Annotated in this window: 16 protein-coding genes; 8 read left to right on the plus strand and 8 right to left on the minus strand. The window is 45.0% G+C overall.

From position 1 onward, the window contains the following. Positions 1 to 60 precede the first annotated feature (60 nt). From QUA57_RS07050 to groES, 4 genes are all read right to left on the minus strand, one after another. On the minus strand, positions 61 to 1,845 hold the full coding sequence (locus QUA57_RS07050) for a S8 family peptidase (protein WP_333061660.1): 1,785 nt from the start codon (positions 1,843 to 1,845) through the stop codon (positions 61 to 63). A gap of 28 nt (positions 1,846 to 1,873) precedes the next feature. Further along, positions 1,874 to 2,875: an ATP-binding protein gene (locus QUA57_RS07055; RefSeq protein WP_333061662.1), complete on the minus strand. Its 1,002-nt coding sequence runs from the start codon at positions 2,873 to 2,875 to the stop codon at positions 1,874 to 1,876. 122 nt (positions 2,876 to 2,997) lie between these two features. Further along, positions 2,998 to 4,641: a chaperonin GroEL gene (gene groL / locus QUA57_RS07060; protein ID WP_015174510.1), complete on the minus strand. Its 1,644-nt coding sequence runs from the start codon at positions 4,639 to 4,641 to the stop codon at positions 2,998 to 3,000. A gap of 138 nt (positions 4,642 to 4,779) precedes the next feature. Then, entirely contained in the window at positions 4,780 to 5,091 is a 312-nt protein-coding gene (gene groES, locus QUA57_RS07065) for a co-chaperone GroES (RefSeq protein WP_006633072.1), read from the minus strand. A 258-nt stretch (positions 5,092 to 5,349) separates the two neighbouring features. On the opposite strand from groES, the gene QUA57_RS07070 reads away from it, so the two are divergent. The 7 genes from QUA57_RS07070 to QUA57_RS07100 all read left to right on the plus strand — a co-directional run bounded on the left by QUA57_RS07070 (position 5,350) and on the right by QUA57_RS07100 (position 11,550). Further along, positions 5,350 to 5,775 (plus strand): ferredoxin, encoded by a 426-nt coding sequence (locus tag QUA57_RS07070; protein WP_333061726.1) that lies wholly within the window; start codon positions 5,350 to 5,352, stop codon positions 5,773 to 5,775. Between the two features lie 649 nt (positions 5,776 to 6,424). Beyond that, a complete protein-coding gene (locus QUA57_RS07075; protein ID WP_333061663.1) occupies positions 6,425 to 7,075 on the plus strand; it encodes a response regulator transcription factor in 651 nt (216 codons plus the stop codon). A gap of 336 nt (positions 7,076 to 7,411) precedes the next feature. Then, positions 7,412 to 7,933, plus strand: coding sequence for a LabA-like NYN domain-containing protein (locus QUA57_RS07080; protein WP_006633075.1), 522 nt, complete (start codon positions 7,412 to 7,414; stop codon positions 7,931 to 7,933). 207 nt (positions 7,934 to 8,140) lie between these two features. Next, positions 8,141 to 9,781: a 2-isopropylmalate synthase gene (locus tag QUA57_RS07085; protein ID WP_333061664.1), complete on the plus strand. Its 1,641-nt coding sequence runs from the start codon at positions 8,141 to 8,143 to the stop codon at positions 9,779 to 9,781. 143 nt (positions 9,782 to 9,924) lie between these two features. After that, positions 9,925 to 10,725, plus strand: a complete 801-nt coding sequence (locus QUA57_RS07090) for a class I SAM-dependent methyltransferase (RefSeq protein ID WP_333061666.1) — start codon at positions 9,925 to 9,927, stop codon at positions 10,723 to 10,725. Positions 10,726 to 10,771: 46 nt separating this feature from the next. Continuing rightward, the gene (locus QUA57_RS07095) at positions 10,772 to 11,089 is read left to right on the plus strand and encodes an antitoxin family protein (RefSeq protein ID WP_333061667.1); all 318 of its coding nucleotides are present in this window, start codon (positions 10,772 to 10,774) and stop codon (positions 11,087 to 11,089) included. Next, positions 11,083 to 11,550 carry a type II toxin-antitoxin system VapC family toxin gene (locus QUA57_RS07100; RefSeq protein ID WP_333061668.1) on the plus strand — a complete coding sequence of 156 codons (468 nt, stop codon included), beginning with the start codon at positions 11,083 to 11,085 and terminating at the stop codon, positions 11,548 to 11,550. The genes QUA57_RS07095 and QUA57_RS07100 overlap by 7 nt, the downstream gene beginning before the upstream one ends. Before the next feature lie 86 nt (positions 11,551 to 11,636). Here QUA57_RS07100 and hisC read toward each other — a convergent pair whose 3' ends face one another. The 4 genes from hisC to QUA57_RS07120 all read right to left on the minus strand — a co-directional run bounded on the left by hisC (position 11,637) and on the right by QUA57_RS07120 (position 15,783). After that, the gene (hisC, locus tag QUA57_RS07105; protein WP_333061669.1) at positions 11,637 to 12,683 is read right to left on the minus strand and encodes a histidinol-phosphate transaminase; all 1,047 of its coding nucleotides are present in this window, start codon (positions 12,681 to 12,683) and stop codon (positions 11,637 to 11,639) included. A 73-nt stretch (positions 12,684 to 12,756) separates the two neighbouring features. Continuing rightward, the gene (locus QUA57_RS07110) at positions 12,757 to 13,470 is read right to left on the minus strand and encodes a glycerophosphodiester phosphodiesterase family protein (RefSeq protein ID WP_333061670.1); all 714 of its coding nucleotides are present in this window, start codon (positions 13,468 to 13,470) and stop codon (positions 12,757 to 12,759) included. Next, entirely contained in the window at positions 13,467 to 14,321 is an 855-nt protein-coding gene (locus tag QUA57_RS07115; protein ID WP_333061672.1) for an alpha/beta hydrolase, read from the minus strand. The genes QUA57_RS07110 and QUA57_RS07115 overlap by 4 nt, the downstream gene beginning before the upstream one ends. Before the next feature lie 178 nt (positions 14,322 to 14,499). Next, positions 14,500 to 15,783: an esterase-like activity of phytase family protein gene (locus tag QUA57_RS07120; RefSeq protein WP_333061674.1), complete on the minus strand. Its 1,284-nt coding sequence runs from the start codon at positions 15,781 to 15,783 to the stop codon at positions 14,500 to 14,502. A 21-nt stretch (positions 15,784 to 15,804) separates the two neighbouring features. Between QUA57_RS07120 and QUA57_RS07125 the strand changes: the two genes are divergently transcribed. Then, positions 15,805 to 17,139, plus strand: a complete 1,335-nt coding sequence (locus QUA57_RS07125; protein ID WP_333061676.1) for a tetratricopeptide repeat protein — start codon at positions 15,805 to 15,807, stop codon at positions 17,137 to 17,139. Positions 17,140 to 17,197 lie beyond the last annotated feature (58 nt).

Raw genomic sequence — 17,197 nt, forward strand, 5'->3', positions numbered from 1 at the left:
TCTGAACCAATATTTCTTTGAGACATCTTCTGAAATCCCCTTGACAACTGCCATACAGGCTTAACTTGTTACGAATGGCCCACCATTCAAAGTCGATCGTACTAATTCAGGGCAAACTTCTTTAGGGTAAGTAATGTTAGGTGGTATAGATTCATCTTTTACTAAGTCCCCACCATATTCAACTACTTCGGGTTTAATTGTATCCCAAATACCTAACCCAGAACATGAAAAAGCTGAGGGTTTATCCTTTTGTGATATGGACGAAGAAGATAGTGCATGATAAGAAGCTAGAGAAATTGAGCCAACGGTTAAGGCTTGAAAACTTTGAGCCGGGTTCGCAATTCTACAAGAATCTTCTAAAAGATAATCGGGACATAGCCGATTTGCTGCAAGATGGTCTTTGACAGATAATCTTGTGAAGCCGATTTTTTCATTTAATGGTAGATTGCCGGATGCTACAATAAAAAGTATATCGTTGTGCCATGTCAGATTATCGATCGTCGCAGCCCACGCACTCATATATCGGGTGCGACATGGAACCGACCCAGTAATAGAATGGTTAAAAATTCTAGTTTTTGTTTGACCGTGATAAAAGTCCACAATATCACCTAGAAATTTAGGTGGAAATAGCTGTTTAGGTAGTTTACGATTAACATCAAGGACTCTCGCATTTTGAATCCAGCAAATAGCTTTTTCATTTCCAGTACGAGGTATGGTTATTGGGTAAATGACTGCACCAGCTACCCTGGTTCCGTGTCCACCATTCCTAACACGGTCAGCAGTTTGGTCGATTTCTCCCGGCACCCAAGATGTTGAATTATCGCAATCAATTGCTGCTTGTAAAAGAGGATGCCTTTCTTGAATCCCACTATCTATAACACATACCTTGGGAGCATTTAATTTCGGTGCTTGTAGTTTGAAAGTAGGAGTATCAACATCAGATAAAGCTTCTCGCTCAACAAATTCAGCAAACTCATCAGGCTCACTGACATCAAAAATATAAGGAAAGTTGAAAACTAAATCTTTTAATCCTTTACCGGAAATTTGAATTCTACAAGAAAAACTATCTGGTAATTTAGCTGATTGAGGAATACTTCCATCAACTATATTTAATATTTCTCCTTTATAATTTTGAATAAATTCTGTGAACTCATTTTCTCTTTCGGACTTTATCTCATCCCAGTTTTCATAGGTAAAGTCACGTTTGTCAATCCAACGATTAACTCTTTTTTCAAAATGCTCATCACTTTCATTAGTTTCTCTCTTGGGAGAATTAGGTAACTTAGGTGTAATCGCTACACAAGCAATACCTACATCAACTGTGTATATGTGGTCATTTTTAACTCGATCCCAATGAGCCATTAATTCTGGCGAAAGAATGTATTCTGGCTTTTTTATTCCGTCAATCAGATCCCAGATTTCAGCAACTTTTCCACCACCATATTCTTCTCTAATAAATTTTCCTATTTTATTTCGCAGTTCACTAAGTTCTAAATCTGCTGATGCACCAATAATATATCCATCTTCGATCTCTGCAATTAGCTCAATCCCATAGGATTTAAGACTCTCTGGATCGAAAGCATTTGGATCTATTTTTAAGATAATGCGTCGAGATTGAGGAAGTTCGGGTTGCTCTTCTTCTTCTCGTTTTTCTTCAGTATCTTTCCAATTAGCAGTTATGGATGATACGGAACTATTTAGCCGACTACCATGCCCCCATCTGTCACCTGAATTTGCGAGTGTTTGAGGATCTTTCTTCCTGCCTCCTCCTTGTGGACTTGCAGCAATTCCTTCTTTTGCAAGGCTGAGCTGAATATGCGGAAATCTATCAGAACGTTCAACCATTTACTTCTCCTGACACAAAAAAATAAATTTATCCAACCTTGATTTCTTTAATCGCTTCTTCCAAGTGTTCGTGAATGACTAGCTCCTCTCGCTCAAGAATTGCCCGTTTAGCAGCATCTTGTGCAACCCTCACAGCTTGAGCAGCAGAAAAATCTCTCATCTGTTCAATCAGCACAGGCCAGTTGATAGAGCCTACTTCCATAGCAGATAGTGTTTCTTTTAGGATAAATTCTAACTCTTTTTCTCCGGGCTTTGGTACTTCTATCAAATCATCAAATCGTCTCCACAGTGCAGTATCAAGAGATTTAGTGAGGTTTGTAGCTGCTACAATCAGACCAGAGGTGGGTTCATATTCATCCAAAATTTGAAGAAATGTATTTACCACTCGCTTAATTTCTCCTACTTCCTGATGGTCTTCTCTTGATTTAGCAATTGAGTCGCATTCATCAAGAAACAACAAACATGGATTTTTTGATGCTTCTTCAAAAACAAGCCTCAAATTACTCGCCGTTTCGCCTAAAAAAGATGATACCATTGCATCAAATCGAACTTTGAGAAGTGGTAAACCTGTATTCCAAGCTAAACGCTCTGCTCCGAGTGTCTTACCACAGCCGGGGAAACCGTACAGAAGAATTTTTTGTCTGTAGCGGAGTCCGTGATGAGCAAGCCTATCTCTTGCTGCATACTCGCGCTCAATTCGCTGGAAACGTTTTTCAATAACTTCAGGAAGCACCATATGATGCCGCAGTTTTTCCCTTCCTATGACAGTCACTAAAGGAAGGTTTAATCGCTTACTTGTCGGCAGTTCGCTTAAAGCTTGTCGGGTATTTGGTACTGGCGAAACTGCTTTGCTGTTAGAGGTCGATTTCTCTTTCTGGCTCTTTTTGGTAATATTCTCTAATTGGTCGGCTAGTAGCGTGTGTCCCTTCTGGCGTTCTTCCTCAATGACTAGGTGTGTGAGTTTGTCGATCGCCTCTGTGTCGGCACTGGCGATCGCCCTAAATAATCTTTTAAGAACTTCTGCTTTCATAGCGCCTCTCACTATACTAGAGAGTACACCACTATGATACTTGATTTATTAATCAACTACTTAATTAAAATAAAGTAGGTGAGGGCCCTTGCGCCCCCACCTACTTTAAAGACGACGATTAATTAGTAATCGAAGTCGCCGCCGCCCATGCCGCCGCCAGCGCCAGCAGCAGCAGCGCCATCCTTCGGTTCAGGCTTGTCAACGACGATGCACTCGGTTGTCAGCACCATGCCAGCAATAGATGCTGCATTTTGCAGAGCAGAACGAGTCACCTTCGCAGGGTCAACGATACCAGCTTCAAACATATCGACAAACTCATTTGTCGCTGCGTTGAAACCGACGTTAAATGGCTTTTCTTTGACGCGCTCAGCAATCACAGCGCCATTCAAACCAGCATTTTCAGCAATCCGCTTCAGAGGAGCAGCCAGAGCCCGTGCCACAATCAAAGCACCGGTCAATTCTTCGCCCTTCAGGCTGCTGTTAGCCCACTCTTCTAATTGAGGAGTCAGGTGAGCCAAAGTTGTACCGCCGCCAGGAACAATTCCTTCTTCAACAGCAGCTTTGGTTGCGTTGATCGCATCTTCCAAACGCAGTTTGCGATCCTTCATTTCTGTTTCGGTAGCCGCGCCGACTTTGATGACTGCGACGCCGCCAGCCAATTTGGCCAAACGTTCTTGCAGCTTCTCTTTGTCGTAGGAAGATTCGGTTTCGTCCATTTGACGGCGAATTTGTTCGCAGCGGGACTTAACGGCAGCTTCGTTACCTTCGGCAACAATTGTGGTGCTGTCTTTGGTGATGGTGATGCGGCGGGCTTTGCCGATCATGTCGAGCTTGGTGTTTTCCAGTTTCAAACCGGCATCTTCGGTGATTAGTTGACCGCCGGTCAATACGGCGATATCTTCTAACATGGCTTTGCGTCGATCGCCAAAACCGGGTGCTTTAACAGCAGTCACGTTCAATACACCGCGCAGTTTGTTGACAACGAGGGTAGCTAAAGCTTCTTTCTCAATGTCTTCTGCAATGATCAACAGCGGGCGGCCGGAACGAGCTACTTGTTCGAGCACGGGTACTAAATCTTGTACCAAAGCGATTTTCTTGTCGGTCAGCAAGATGAAAGGTTCTTCTAGAATCGCTTCCATCCGCTCAGTGTCGGTTACGAAATAGGGAGAAATGTAGCCTTTGTCGAAGCGCATCCCTTCGGTGATTTCCAATTCGGTGGTCATAGACTTCCCTTCTTCCAGGGAAATCACGCCTTCCTTGCCCACCTTGTCCATTGCGTTAGCAATCATTTGGCCGACTTCATCGTCGTTACCAGCAGAGATGGAGCCGACTTGAGCGATGGCTTTGGAATCTTCTACTTGTTTGGCGTGTTCGGCAATTTTTTCTACCAAAAACGTCGTTGCTTTGTCAACACCGCGCTTGAGGGCGATCGCATTTGCGCCGGCTGCTACGTTACGCAGACCTTCTTTGACCATTGCGTGAGCCAAAACGGTAGCAGTTGTGGTACCGTCGCCTGCTGCGTCGTTGGTTTTGGAAGCTGCTTGACGGATCAGGGCAACGCCTGTATTTTCTACGTGGTCTTCTAGTTCGATTTCTTTGGCGATGGTAACACCGTCATTGACGATCTGAGGAGCTCCGAATTTCTTTTCTAGAACCACGTTACGGCCTTTGGGGCCGAGGGTTACGGCCACTGCTTCGGCCAGAATGTCCATACCGCGTTCGAGGGCGCGACGTGCATTTTCGTTGTAGATGATACGCTTAGCCATAGTTTTTGGGGATTTGAGGGTTTGAGATTTTGGATTGGGGATTATGGATTTTAGTCATTTGTCCCGTGTCATTAGTTGTTTGGCGGCGTTCGCTTTAAACTAATGACTGATGACTAAGGACTGATGACTAATGATTAATTAGTTAACGATCGCCAGAATGTCTTTTTCTGCAAGCAAGACGTATTCGTCTGTGCCGAGTTTGATGTCGGTGCCGGCGTACTTCGAGTAGAGAACTTTGTCGCCGACTTTGACTTCCATTTCAGTGCGGCTGCCGTCGTCATTGCGCTTGCCAGGGCCCACGGCCGCGACTTCGCCTACTTGGGGCTTTTCTTTCGCTGTGTCGGGCAGAAGGATGCCGCCGGCGGTTTTTTCTTCGCTAGCGCTTACTTTTACGAACACGCGCTCGCCTAACGGTTTAACGGTAGAAACACTCAGTGATACTGCTGCCATAAATAAATCTCCAGATTACAGATTGTCGTGAGTCAGTCGTCAGGGGTCACGATGAAAGCAACAGCGGACTACTTACAACTGACATATTAGCACTCTCGACTCCTGAGTGCTAATTTAGCTTTAGTCAGGGTCGATCGCAACTTAGTTGTCAGTACGGGTTCCCGAACCGGCTATGAGTTGGAGGGAAGGAGAAGTGGGAGTGGGGGCTGTGGTGATGACTTTCGACCGCTAACCAATTACTTTTGATTGATGAAGACAATGACAGAAAATAACGAGGAATCTTGCAGCCAAGGCTTGAGCGCTTGCGTCCAAAGCCTGGGAATCGCTCAAATCGAGCGGCATATTTTTATCTGTGCCGACCAAACCGTGCCCAAGTGCTGCGATCGGCAAACGAGTCTGGAGGCGTGGAATTACTTAAAAAAACGCTTGCAAGAATTGGGGTTGGACAAGCCAAGTGCCACTCGACCAACTTGCGTCTTTCGCACGAAAGCCAATTGCCTGCGAGTGTGCGCGTCTGGCCCGATTATGGTAGTCTATCCAGACGGAGTGTGGTATCGCGACGTTACTCCACCCGTCATTGAGAGAATTATTCAGGAACATCTCCTAAACTCAAAGGTAGTTCAAGAATACGCTTTCTTGACTCATCCTTTGCCTGCGCCTCGTGAGGCGGAGCCAAACATTTAAGTGTAGCGCTGTCTAAAGTACAGGGTTATAGGTAAAGTGTTAAATTTAAGGTTAAGGGTGAGAATTTGAGACAGTTTGGCGTCCGGGCGATCGCACCTGCTACAGTTCAATAAAACTGTAGTTAGGTTCTTGTCTTACTTGTGCGGCTTCCCGTGCTCCTGGTGTTTCTCAAAAGGTACAGTAAAAAAAATCGATCCGAGTAACTGTGAAATTTTGTGCAAAAATTTCTCAGTGGCAGACACTAAGCAGGTTGCCAAACTACACTAGAAACAGTTAAATACGTAAGTAGGGAGTCTGCTTAAATTTCTCTATATCAGAAGTATCATTTAAAACCGGGGCATTAACCTGAAATTGAACCGATCGAGATTAAATATTTAACTTGGGCTCTGTTAGGGAGTCTCCAATCAATCAAGGCTGATCTTGATAGGGCGATCGTGCATTACAGGTTTGGGCTGCATTCCAGGTCGTAAGACACTCACAAACAGCCCTCAATTATAGGTTGGAAAGCGGTAATACCCGCCCCGCTTTCCCTCACCGCCATCCCTTCAGCCGACCGTCGTCCTCCACTCCCAGCCTGGTGGCGGGGGACTGACGGAAAAAACAGAAGTGAAAACAAGGAAGTGTGCGGGATACTTTAGCGGGAATAAACATGACAAAGGACAATAATTCAGGAGACCAAAAACGGCTGATGCTGGTTGACGACGACCCCAACTTGATCTTGCTCGTCAAAGACTACTTGGAGTTTCGGGGTTACAACGTCATTACAGCAGAAAACGGCAGAGACGCTCTGGAAAAACTAGAACAAGAAGTTCCCGACTTGATTATCTGCGATGTGATGATGCCGGAAATGGACGGCTACACTTTAGTCAAACACATCAGGGAAGACCCTCGCACTAGCTGGATTCCGGTTCTTTTCTTGTCCGCAAAAGGTCAAAGTTCAGACCGAGTAAAAGGCTTGAGCACTGGGGCTGACGTTTATATAGTCAAGCCTTTTGAACCAGAAGAACTGGTAGCCCAAGTGGAATCTTCTCTGAAAGCAGCATCGCGCTTGATTCGCCACTCAAATCCCGGTATGGAGAGTGGTCCAAAAATTAAGGCGCGCCGCAATGTCGAATTGACTCCCACTGAGTTAAAGGTGGTACAGTTGCTAGCCCAGGGTATGGCAAACCGCCAGATCGCAGACGTGATGAATGTCAGCCAGCGGACTATCGAAAGCCACGTCAGCAATATGCTGGGCAAAACAGGTCTGCACAACCGGACAGAGTTAGCTCGCTGGGCTCTTGAAAGCAAAAAGGCTTGAGCGGAGGTAGTCTGCGCTATGAAATCAGGGGAGCAAAATCTACTGCTATGCGCTTCGGTATCCCTGCTTGGCGGTAGGGCGGTACGGCGGTAGTTTGAAGGCGCCATTAACCTTGACACGGCAGCCGGTATTGAGTTAGTAGGCGTATAGTTTTTGAGGGCACCTCGCTCAAATGCAAGCAGGCTTAAAAGAACCCTCTGGCGGTAGAGCCGAAAATATGAAATACTGGGGAGATGGAGTTTTCTGAAGTTTAATCTATTGCCTCAGTTAGCTCCATGTTGCTAAAATGTGATATTTAGATTAACTTCTTTCTACAATTATTAGGTCTAAGTTTCTATGACAAACTTAATGAACCGCCTTTCTATTTTTGTGGACGGGAACAATATGTTCTACGCTCAACAAAAGAACGGCTGGTTTTTTGATCCTCGCAGGGTGCTCGAATATTTCAAAACTTCGCAGCCGAATGTCATCTTGATCAATGCTTTCTGGTATACGGGCCTAAAAGACCCCCAAGATCAAAGGGGATTTCGAGATGCTTTGATCAGTCTAGGTTACACCGTTCGCACTAAAATTCTTAAGGAATATTACGACGATGCTTCGGGCAGATATTCTCAAAAGGCTAATTTAGACATAGAAATTGTGGTTGATATGTTTAATACCGTGGATCAATACGACCAAGTTGTGCTGTTTAGCGGGGATGGGGATTTTGAGCGGGCGATCGAGCTGCTCCGCTCGAAAAATACTCATATTACTGTGGTATCAACCGAAGGAATGATTGCAAGAGAGTTAAGAAATGCTACAGATAGGTATATAGACCTAAATGAAATTAGGGAACATATCGAGAAGATGGATTATTAGTCAGTAGTCATTAGTCATTAGTTATTAGTCATTAGTCATTAGTCATTAGTTATTAGTCATTAGTCATTAGTCAGCAGTCATTAGTCAGTAGTTATGGGTTAGGGGTTATTAATTATTCGTTATTGGCGCGAGACAGGGGACTGGTGACTGGAGGCTAAAATCCAGAAAAACAGACAAGTAAAAATCAGGAACACACTTTTTAGAGCTATGAAAACTCAACCAAGTCAAGACCGGATTATTATTTTCGATACGACTTTGCGGGACGGAGAACAATCTCCGGGTGCATCTCTGAATGTGGATGAAAAGCTGACGATCGCTCGCCAGTTAGCGAGATTGGGCGTGGATGTGATTGAAGCGGGTTTCCCTTTCACCAGCACGGGAGATTTCGAGGCCGTCCAAAAAATAGCCCGATCGGTTGGCACGGAAGATGGCCCGACAATTTGCGGTTTAGCACGGGCGAGAAAGCAGGATATTAAAACAGCAGCAGAGGCTCTGAAACCAGCAGTAAATTCGCGAATTCATACGTTTCTGGCTACGTCTGATATTCACTTGGAGTATAAGCTGAAAAAGACGCGGGCTGAGGTTCTGGAAATTGTGCCGGAAATGGTGGCTTACGCTAAGTCTTTTGTGGATGATGTAGAGTTTTCGCCGGAAGATGCTTGTCGATCGGAACCGGAGTTTTTGTATCAGGTTCTAGAACGGGCGATCGCAGCGGGTGCGACTACGGTTAATATTCCCGATACTGTGGGCTACACGACTCCGAGCGAGTTTGGGGCTTTGATTCGGGGAATTAAGGAAAATGTGCCGAATATCGATCGCGCAATTATTTCGGTGCACGGTCACAATGACTTAGGATTGGCTGTTGCTAACTTTTTGGAAGCCGTAAAAAATGGCGCCAGACAGTTAGAATGCACGATTAACGGGATTGGCGAACGGGCGGGAAATGCAGCTCTGGAAGAGTTGGTAATGGCGCTTTACGTGCGGCGCCAATATTATAATCCGTTCTTGGGCCGGGCTGCGGATTCTGAGGAACCGCTGACAAATATTGACTCGCGCCAAATTTACAAAACGTCGCGCTTGGTTTCCAATTTGACGGGGATGTTGGTGCAGCCAAATAAGGCGATTGTCGGGGCAAATGCTTTCGCTCACGAGTCGGGAATTCACCAAGACGGGGTGCTGAAAAATAAGCGGACATACGAGATTATGGACGCTGAGTCGATCGGCTTGACGGAAAATCAAATCGTCTTGGGTAAATTATCCGGCCGCCACGCTTTTCACACTCGCTTGAAAGAGTTGGGTTTTGAAATGGCAGACGATGAGCTAAATAAGGCTTTCGTCAAGTTTAAAGATTTGGCAGACAAGAAAAAAGAGATTACGGATTGGGATTTAGAGGCGATCGCCAATAACGAAGTGCACCAAGCACCGGAACTGTTCCGGTTAGAATTGGTGCAAGTTTCCTGCGGCGACAAATCTCGCCCGACAGCAACTGTCACTGTGCGGAATCCGGCGGGCGAAGAATTGACCGATGCTGCGATCGGTACCGGGCCTGTGGATGCGATTTACAGGGCAATTAACCGGGTGGTAAACGTACCGAACGAGTTGATCGAGTTTTCTGTACAGTCGGTGACAGCAGGAATTGATGCGATCGGCGAAGTAACAATTCGCTTGCGGCACGAAGGCAAAGTATTTTCCGGTCACTCAGCAAATACCGACATTATCGTAGCGTCTGCAGAAGCATACATCAGCGCTTTAAATCGCCTGTATCAGGCATTGCAGCATAGTGCTGAAAAAGCCTCCGAACAGCCAACTGCGATCGGAAAGCAAGTTGTTGCAGAAGCACAGCGCTGATAAATTTACTGTCAGCCATTTTTCTTGAAACCAACCGCAGACGAACCCAGAGCAAAGCAGATAACTCTCAATTAATCTGCGTTAATCCGGGTTTATCTGCGGTTTAAAATTAATTTTTTTTACCAATAACCAACTATTGAAAAATGCAAGACGAAACCTTAAAAAAAGAGCGACAATTCCACGATGCTTGGGCATCCACAATTGATATTGACGGCATTCGAGTCAATGATTACTTTGAAGCTTGCACCGCCCCAGAAAATAGATTTATCGTCCAGCAAATGGGCGATATTACAGGCAAACGGCTGTTAGATTTAGGCTGCGGCGCGGGAGAAAACAGCGTATATTTTGCTAAAAAAGGCGCCCATTGTGTGGCTGCCGACTATTCTCAGGGCATGGTAGAAGTTGCTCTAAAATTGGCTGAGAAAAACGGCGTCAAAATAGACGGCTGCACGGTGAATGCAATGGCGCTAGATTTCCCGGACAACAGTTTTGATATTGTTTACGCTTCTAATTTGTTGCACCATTTACCGGAACCAGAAAAGGCAATTCGCGAAATGCACCGGGTGCTAAAACCAGGCGGGAAAGCTTGCTTTTGGGACCCGATGAAGCACAATCCGGTGATTAATGTTTACCGCAGAATGGCGACTGAGGTGCGGACAGAGGATGAAACTCCTTTAGATATTAATATTGTGAATTTTGTCAAGTCTTTGTTTTCCGAGACGGCTTATGATACCTTTTGGCTGACATCGCTTTGGATTTTTTTGCGCTTTTATTTGATCGAAAAAGTGCATCCGAATGAGGAGCGTTATTGGAAAAAGATTATCATTGAACAAGACAGACTGAAACCGGAATACTCTCGGTTAGAAGGGTTGGATGGGTTTTTGAAAAAGTTGCCTTTGATGAAGCGCTTGGCTTGGAATTTGGCTGTGGTGGCAACGAAGTAGTTACAAGAAGTACAATAAGTCAAAGCATTTAATTAAGAGGGTAATTATGCCAGAAACTATTACTGCTATCTACGAAAACGGGGTTTTTCGTCCCTTGAGTCCTTTGTCATTGAATGATGGGGAAACTGTGCAAATCACAATTGTAGCGGAAGTTTTGCCGGAAGAACTCAAGGGCGATCGCGAATTGGCGATTAAGTTGATGGATAAACGCGGATTGATCCGTTCGCCAAATAAGCAGACTCACATCAATCCAGCCGAATTAGCGCTACGCGAAAAGAATTGGCGCGAACTGTTTGAAAAACTGAAGGGAAGACCTGGAACACCTGTCTCTGAAATAGTTATCGAGGATCGCGGGTCGTGGTAAATGCTTATTTTCTAGATACCAGCGCTTTGGTTAAACGATATGTGCCGGAAATAGGAAGTAATTGGATTCAATCAATTACTGAGGTGGCTACCAATAACGATTTAGCTATTAGTCAGATTACATGGGTGGAGGTACACAGCGCATTGGCGCGCCGTCAGCGCGAGGGAAGTCTGTCTGCTGGTGAACTCGATTTATTGTTGGAAAAGTTTCGCAATGAATTTGATACTCAGTACCGAGTAGTCGAAGTTGACCCAGCGTTGATTGAAAGCGCGGGTCAATTGGTTATTCAATACCCATTACGCGCCTATGATGCTGTACAATTGGCATCGGGTTTGTACGTTCAATCTGTTTTAACATCAGTGCCAGAAACTCAACTAATTTTTGTTTCGGCGGACAACAGACTGCTGAATATTGCTCATTCTGCCGGATTAGCAATTGACAATCCTAATAATTATCCGTAATCAAATGGTTTGTAGTTAGGGCTTTAGTCCTTTGATAGATGCGGACTGAAGTTCTCACTACGAACCTATATTGCTGGGGTGGTTATCTAGAGGATTTCTTTCAAAGTTTTCACTAAGATTTGATTCTGTTCCTCCGTACCTACACTAATCCGCAATTTGTCTTCTAATCGCGGCTGATTGAAGTATCGAATCAATATTCCCCGTACTTTCAGTGTTTGATAAATTCTTTCTGCATCGCCGTTTGGTGGCCTAACTAACAAAAAGTTGGTTTGCGAGGGCCAAACGTCAAAGCCTAATTCCTTAAAGCTAACGCCTAGTTTTGCTCGCGAAGCCTTTATCTTTTCGGCGTTGGCTATTTTGTGGTCTTGATCTGCGATCGCACCCGCCGCCACTGCATAGGCTAAAGCATCCACATTATAGCTGTCTTTGATTTTATTTAATTCTGCCAGCAGCGCCGGATTTGCTATGCCAAAACCCAGCCTCAATCCTGCCAGGGAATAACCTTTTGAAAGCGTCCTCAAAACTATAACATTACTGTACTTTTTTGCCAAGTTCAAAGCATTGTCTTCGGCGAAATCTACATAAGCTTCGTCGATCACAAGAATGCCCGATAACTCTTTAGCCAGTTTCTCCAAATCTGCAACAGATATGGCTGTTCCCGATGGACTGTTTGGCGAAGCTATAAATGTCACTGCACCCTGGGCTGCTATTAGCAAATCGACTGGTAGCTTGTAGTCGTCGGGATAAGGAACTTCAACAAATTCTGCATCTTGAATTTCTGCCAAAGTGCGGTACAAGACGTAGGTAGGCGCGGGACAAACAATCTGTTTCCCTGATTCTCCCACAGCGCGAACTATCAAGTTTAATAAATCGTCGCTGCCGTTACCTACAACAATCCAATCGTCAGCAACTCCCAAAACTTGACTAGCAGCAATGCGGAAAAGTTTGCCAGTTGGATCGGGATAGCGGCGCAGCATTTCTCCGTCTATTTCCTGAAGCACTTTTAACGCTTTTGGAGAAGGTGGATAGGGATTTTCATTAGAATTTAGTTTAATAATTTTTGTGCCTAGCGGTGGCTGTTCCCCCGGCACATAGCCAGACATTTCGTGGATGCTTTTGCGAAAGTAATTCATCTATTAATTGAGTTTTGTGGAACCGGCATCTTGCCCGTTCTTGATAATGGTGCAAGATATCAAGTTAAACAAATTATATCAAACAATTAGTGACTATCCGCGTTATACCCAAATCAATTAACTTTTGCATATCTGCTCGATCGTCCACCGTCCAGACCACAATGTCAACTCCCTGACTCCGGCTTTCTTGAATTAGTGCGGGATTTTCCAGCAACACGCGATACTGGCTGCTAATCAAATTATCCTGATAGGTCACAGCTTGAGCTAATTGAGTTTTGTACGCTTCTAGATTAGCAACAATGTGTCCGATCGCCAAATCGCCAGATAGCCGCCGCACTTGTTCCAGAAATCCAGCGTTAAAAGAGGTAATAACGCATTTGTGTTGGATTTCTTCGCCCTTCAAAGTATTGACAAAATCCGCTACATCTGAGTCAGACCAATCGCAGTGAGGTTTGACATCAAAGTAAAGAAATTTGTCAACATTTTTGAGTATGGTTAATGCGGCTTTTAAAGTAGGAATTTTTTCTTGGGAAAATTCATCGCTACACCATTTTCCCGCATTAAGTGTCTTCAATTGAGACAGGGTTGTTTCCCTAACTTTGCCAGAAACTCCAGTGATTCTATCTAATGTTGCGTCGTGAAAAATCACTGGTACGTTGTCGGCGGATAACTGGATGTCAAATTCGATCGAATGAGCTCCACGGGCAATCGCCAGTTCAAAAGCTGCTAAAGTGTTCTCGGGGGCGATAGCCGAAAATCCCCGATGTGCAATAATTTCTAAATTCACTGTCTTGTGCCCTCTAAAAAATCTGCCACAGTTTGATTAAAAGTTTCCGGTTGAGTCAAAAAAGACCAGTGATTCCCCGGTACTTTTGCAACGGTAAGATTTTTCAAGTATCTCTTGTATGGCTGCATTTGCCAAGCCATGCGATTTACGCCTTTTTCCGGCTGTACAAACAAAGTCGGTATCTCAATATTTTCAGTTAAACCCGCAACTTTCATCACTTCGGCAAATATCGGATTTCTGGCTGCAATCGCAAATTTACTGCCCCAAGTTCCGTCGGATTTTTGTTCGATTTGGTGTTGGAATACCATTTGCTGCAAGTCACTCCAATCTGCGTATTCTCCCGATTGTTTGGCTGCTGCTTCTGCTTGGGCTAAAGTCGCAAACGGGCCCACACATTTGAGACAGTCTAATTTTCGGTAAACCATTGGCAGGGTGAGTTTCATCGCGGCGGGCAGTTTGGTGATGAAGATGGGGTCTACTAAAATCATACTGCAAAAGCGATCGGGATTTTGCCTCGCCCAAATCGCTGCTAGTTTTCCCGTCCAAGAATGTCCTAAAATGTGTGCGTCAGGCCAGTTGAGATGTGCCATCAAAGCTTCTAAATCTGCGATCGCACTTTCAAAAGTATAGTCTGTTTTCGGTTTGCTACTCTCTCCGTGGCCGCGCATATCTGGCGCTACAATATGATAGCGGTTGGAGAAATAATTGCCCAAGCTACTCCAGACACACGCACTATCTGCTAAACCGTGCAGCAGCAGCAAACGCGGAACTTTTTTTTTACCTGTTTCTGGCTTCCATTCTAGGTATGAAAGTTCCATTCCTGGCAGGTGCAAAGTGTTACGACTTGGCATGAGTAGGGGGTTTTATAGTTGGAGAAATTTGATTTAACTTTTTTATGAACAGGCAAGATGCCTGTTCCACAAAGAGTGAATTTTATGGTACGGTTTTCCTCAATAGGCTTTCCTGCCTGTTTCACAAACAATAAATATTTTTGTGGGGTGGGGTGGGCTTCTAGCCCGCCCTTATGACCTAACCTGGGCCCTTCAAGCTAAATAAAAGAAACTGAGTTTTCTGCGCTTCATCAAAATTGTCGTCACTGACCAAAACTACACTTTTGCTGCCATCTGGCAACTGCGGCCCGAGGGTCATTCCCTCTAAATTGTACAGCGGAATTCCGAGTTCGCTTAAGTCTAGCAGCAACTTTTTCTTAACAGGTTCGACCATTGCCACTCGCCCTTTAAAACTCTGGATTCTCGAAGTATCTGTAGCCGCCCCAACCGCTACTTGATAAATTCTAGCGCTGTATCCCGACAGGCCAAAAGAACGTTCTAAACTCAGAATCTGACCGCCACCGACAGTTACTAATTCTGTTAAACCGTTCAAAATAGTCATTGGAACTTGGTCGAGAGTATAAAGATTTTCTGAGACTAATTGGGGTGTTTTATCGACGATGACATAATGTAAAAGACGGAGTTTGCTTGCCTGTTCCGGGTCTAAATCTTGCATTAACGGCGCTTCCGTAGCTGCGAACAAACGAAACGGATCTAGACCGCCCGGACTAAAGGTTTCTGGGTCGATGGTTAAAGATTCAAAACCTAAATTGTCCACCACTCCTTGCTGCTGTTTTTCATCGCTGGCATCAGGAATATAGCGCTTTGGTATCGGCAATTTTCCCCGCATTTGCCCTGTTTTGATGTCGAATTCTCCGAGAAAAGGAGGGATGCCAACATGAGTAACGCCTTCGCTGGCGACAAATACTGAGTTGCGGGGAGAAAGGGCGATGCCTTCGGGATTGATGGAACCCCAAGAGAAGGTTTCACCCTCTGCTTTTTTGAGAGGTGTAACGCCTTCAACAGTAACTTTTTTCAGGCGAATATTTGCTGGATCGCTTGATGTGAGGTCGACTCTGAGACTGTAAAATCTCGCTTCTCCGTTTTCGCTGGGGTCGTCGGAAAGAGCGTAAAAGCGATAAGCTTTGGAATTGACTGCGCTAATACCTTTGGGGTCGTAGGTAATTCCTGACAAACCGCCGACTGGTGCTCCTTCAAAATTCATTTTTGGCAATTGGTACTCGCCCAAAAATTCTAGGGCCATTTCTGGAAAAGAGCGGTCTCTAGCAACTGCGGGAGGGGGGGCGCAAGCTGTGCAAACAGTTAAGAGAATTAGGGCGAGACTGAATAAGCGTAAAATACGTTGGCGAAGCCCTCGAAGAGGATCGCCCAGCGTCTTTAAATGGTCATAATTGCTCAGCAGGGTAATTTTTATTTGGTTGCTCTTGTTGAACAGTTTGCTTTTGTGCCATCTTTGTGACATAATTTATACCGTTTTGTAGATATGCAAAACTTGATGTTTCGAGAAGGAATGCCGAATCGCGGCAACCAAATTTTGAGAATGAGAAGTTCTGTACCAATTGGGTGCTTGCTTTTCCTGTGGTTGTGTGCTGGTTCTATTGCTAGCGCCCAAACTAATCCACCAGGCCTCGATCAATTTTCTCCTAATCCTCTAGAAATTACCACACCCGATCCCCTAGCTCCCGCCACTGAATCTTTGAGCAGCACTCAGCGGGACGAACTGACAGCGGCTTTGGAGCAGTTAAACTTAGAAGCAGCGGCTAAACTGGAAGCTGGAGACGGCGCTGGTGCTTTTGAAATTTGGTTCCGAGAATTGCGGCTGCGTAGGTATCTCGGGCCTGCGGCGGAAATTGCTGCTTTGAGTCGGGTGGGAAGTGTTGCTTGGAGTAACGGTAAAAACCTCGAACTACAGCTTATTACCAAACGGTTGCAAGCAATTCAAAAAGAAGTCAAATCCCAAGTACCACTTAATACTGAGTTGCTCCCCGTCTTCGCTGCGGCTTTTCAGCAGGTGCGCGCTAAAGGCCCGACTGTAGAAGTTTACCAAGAAATTCTCGAAAATGCGCGCCAAAACGAAGATATATTGGCTCAAGGTCAGATTTTGAAGGCGATCGGCCTCATTCACATCAATTGGTTGAGTTACGATAAAGCGGCTCCTGTGTATGAGGAATTGGCAACTTTAATTCAGGAAAACCGCGCTTTATTTGCTGCTAATTCTGCTGTGCCAACTTCTGCTGTAGTTGCGGGAAACGGCGCGCCGCCGCAGCCTGTAACTCCTCCAACAGAGGTAGATACTCTCAGACAGTTGGCCTACGTTTACCAGCAGTCGAAACAACCCCTAAAGGCGATCGCAGCCAGGGAAAAACTAGCATCAGTGTATGTCAACCTGCAAAATCCCAGCGCTATACCACCGATCAAAATTGCGATCGCCAGCGATTACCAAACCATAGGTCAAATCAATTTAGCCGCTCAATACTATCAGGAAGCCTACAATTTAGCCGTCCCTATTCAACAGTATGCCCAAGCTAGCGAAGCTTTAGATAAATTAGCGTTACTTTATCGAGCGCAAAAGCAGTGGGAACAGACTTTGCGGATTTATCAAATGCAGTTGCTGTTAGAAGAGCGGGCTTACAATTTCTACGGATTGATGAACACTTATGACAATATCGGTCAAGTTTATCAAGAGATGAAGGCTTACGATAAAGCTTTGGAATCCTATCAAAAAGGGTTGGACGTGGCTAAAAAATTGGGACACAGACAAGAGTATTTTGCTAAGAAAATTCAAAAAGTTAACAAGCAATTGCAAAGAACTTCGTAGTTGTCAGCAGGCAACAATGACAATTTGCAATGTGAGTAATTTAAATGCAGTAAGGTGT

The sequence above is a fragment of the Microcoleus sp. Pol7_B2 genome, assembly GCF_036701035.1.
GTDB lineage: Bacteria > Cyanobacteriota > Cyanobacteriia > Cyanobacteriales > Microcoleaceae > Microcoleus.

Bases quoted from the DNA above. Each gene is read 5' to 3' on its own strand.
- QUA57_RS07095 (WP_333061667.1), top strand. From the start codon at position 10,772: ATGCCAGAAACTATTACTGCTATCTACGAAAACGGGGTTTTTCGTCCC.
- QUA57_RS07070 (WP_333061726.1), top strand. From the start codon at position 5,350: ATGACAGAAAATAACGAGGAATCTTGCAGCCAAGGCTTGAGCGCTTGC.
- QUA57_RS07115 (WP_333061672.1), bottom strand. From the start codon at position 14,321: ATGCCAAGTCGTAACACTTTGCACCTGCCAGGAATGGAACTTTCATAC.
- QUA57_RS07085 (WP_333061664.1), top strand. From the start codon at position 8,141: ATGAAAACTCAACCAAGTCAAGACCGGATTATTATTTTCGATACGACT.
- QUA57_RS07055 (WP_333061662.1), bottom strand. From the start codon at position 2,875: ATGAAAGCAGAAGTTCTTAAAAGATTATTTAGGGCGATCGCCAGTGCC.
- QUA57_RS07050 (WP_333061660.1), bottom strand. From the start codon at position 1,845: ATGGTTGAACGTTCTGATAGATTTCCGCATATTCAGCTCAGCCTTGCA.
- QUA57_RS07075 (WP_333061663.1), top strand. From the start codon at position 6,425: ATGACAAAGGACAATAATTCAGGAGACCAAAAACGGCTGATGCTGGTT.
- QUA57_RS07090 (WP_333061666.1), top strand. From the start codon at position 9,925: ATGCAAGACGAAACCTTAAAAAAAGAGCGACAATTCCACGATGCTTGG.
- groL (WP_015174510.1), bottom strand. From the start codon at position 4,641: ATGGCTAAGCGTATCATCTACAACGAAAATGCACGTCGCGCCCTCGAA.
- QUA57_RS07080 (WP_006633075.1), top strand. From the start codon at position 7,412: ATGACAAACTTAATGAACCGCCTTTCTATTTTTGTGGACGGGAACAAT.
- hisC (WP_333061669.1), bottom strand. From the start codon at position 12,683: ATGAATTACTTTCGCAAAAGCATCCACGAAATGTCTGGCTATGTGCCG.
- QUA57_RS07125 (WP_333061676.1), top strand. From the start codon at position 15,805: ATGCAAAACTTGATGTTTCGAGAAGGAATGCCGAATCGCGGCAACCAA.
- QUA57_RS07120 (WP_333061674.1), bottom strand. From the start codon at position 15,783: ATGTCACAAAGATGGCACAAAAGCAAACTGTTCAACAAGAGCAACCAA.
- groES (WP_006633072.1), bottom strand. From the start codon at position 5,091: ATGGCAGCAGTATCACTGAGTGTTTCTACCGTTAAACCGTTAGGCGAG.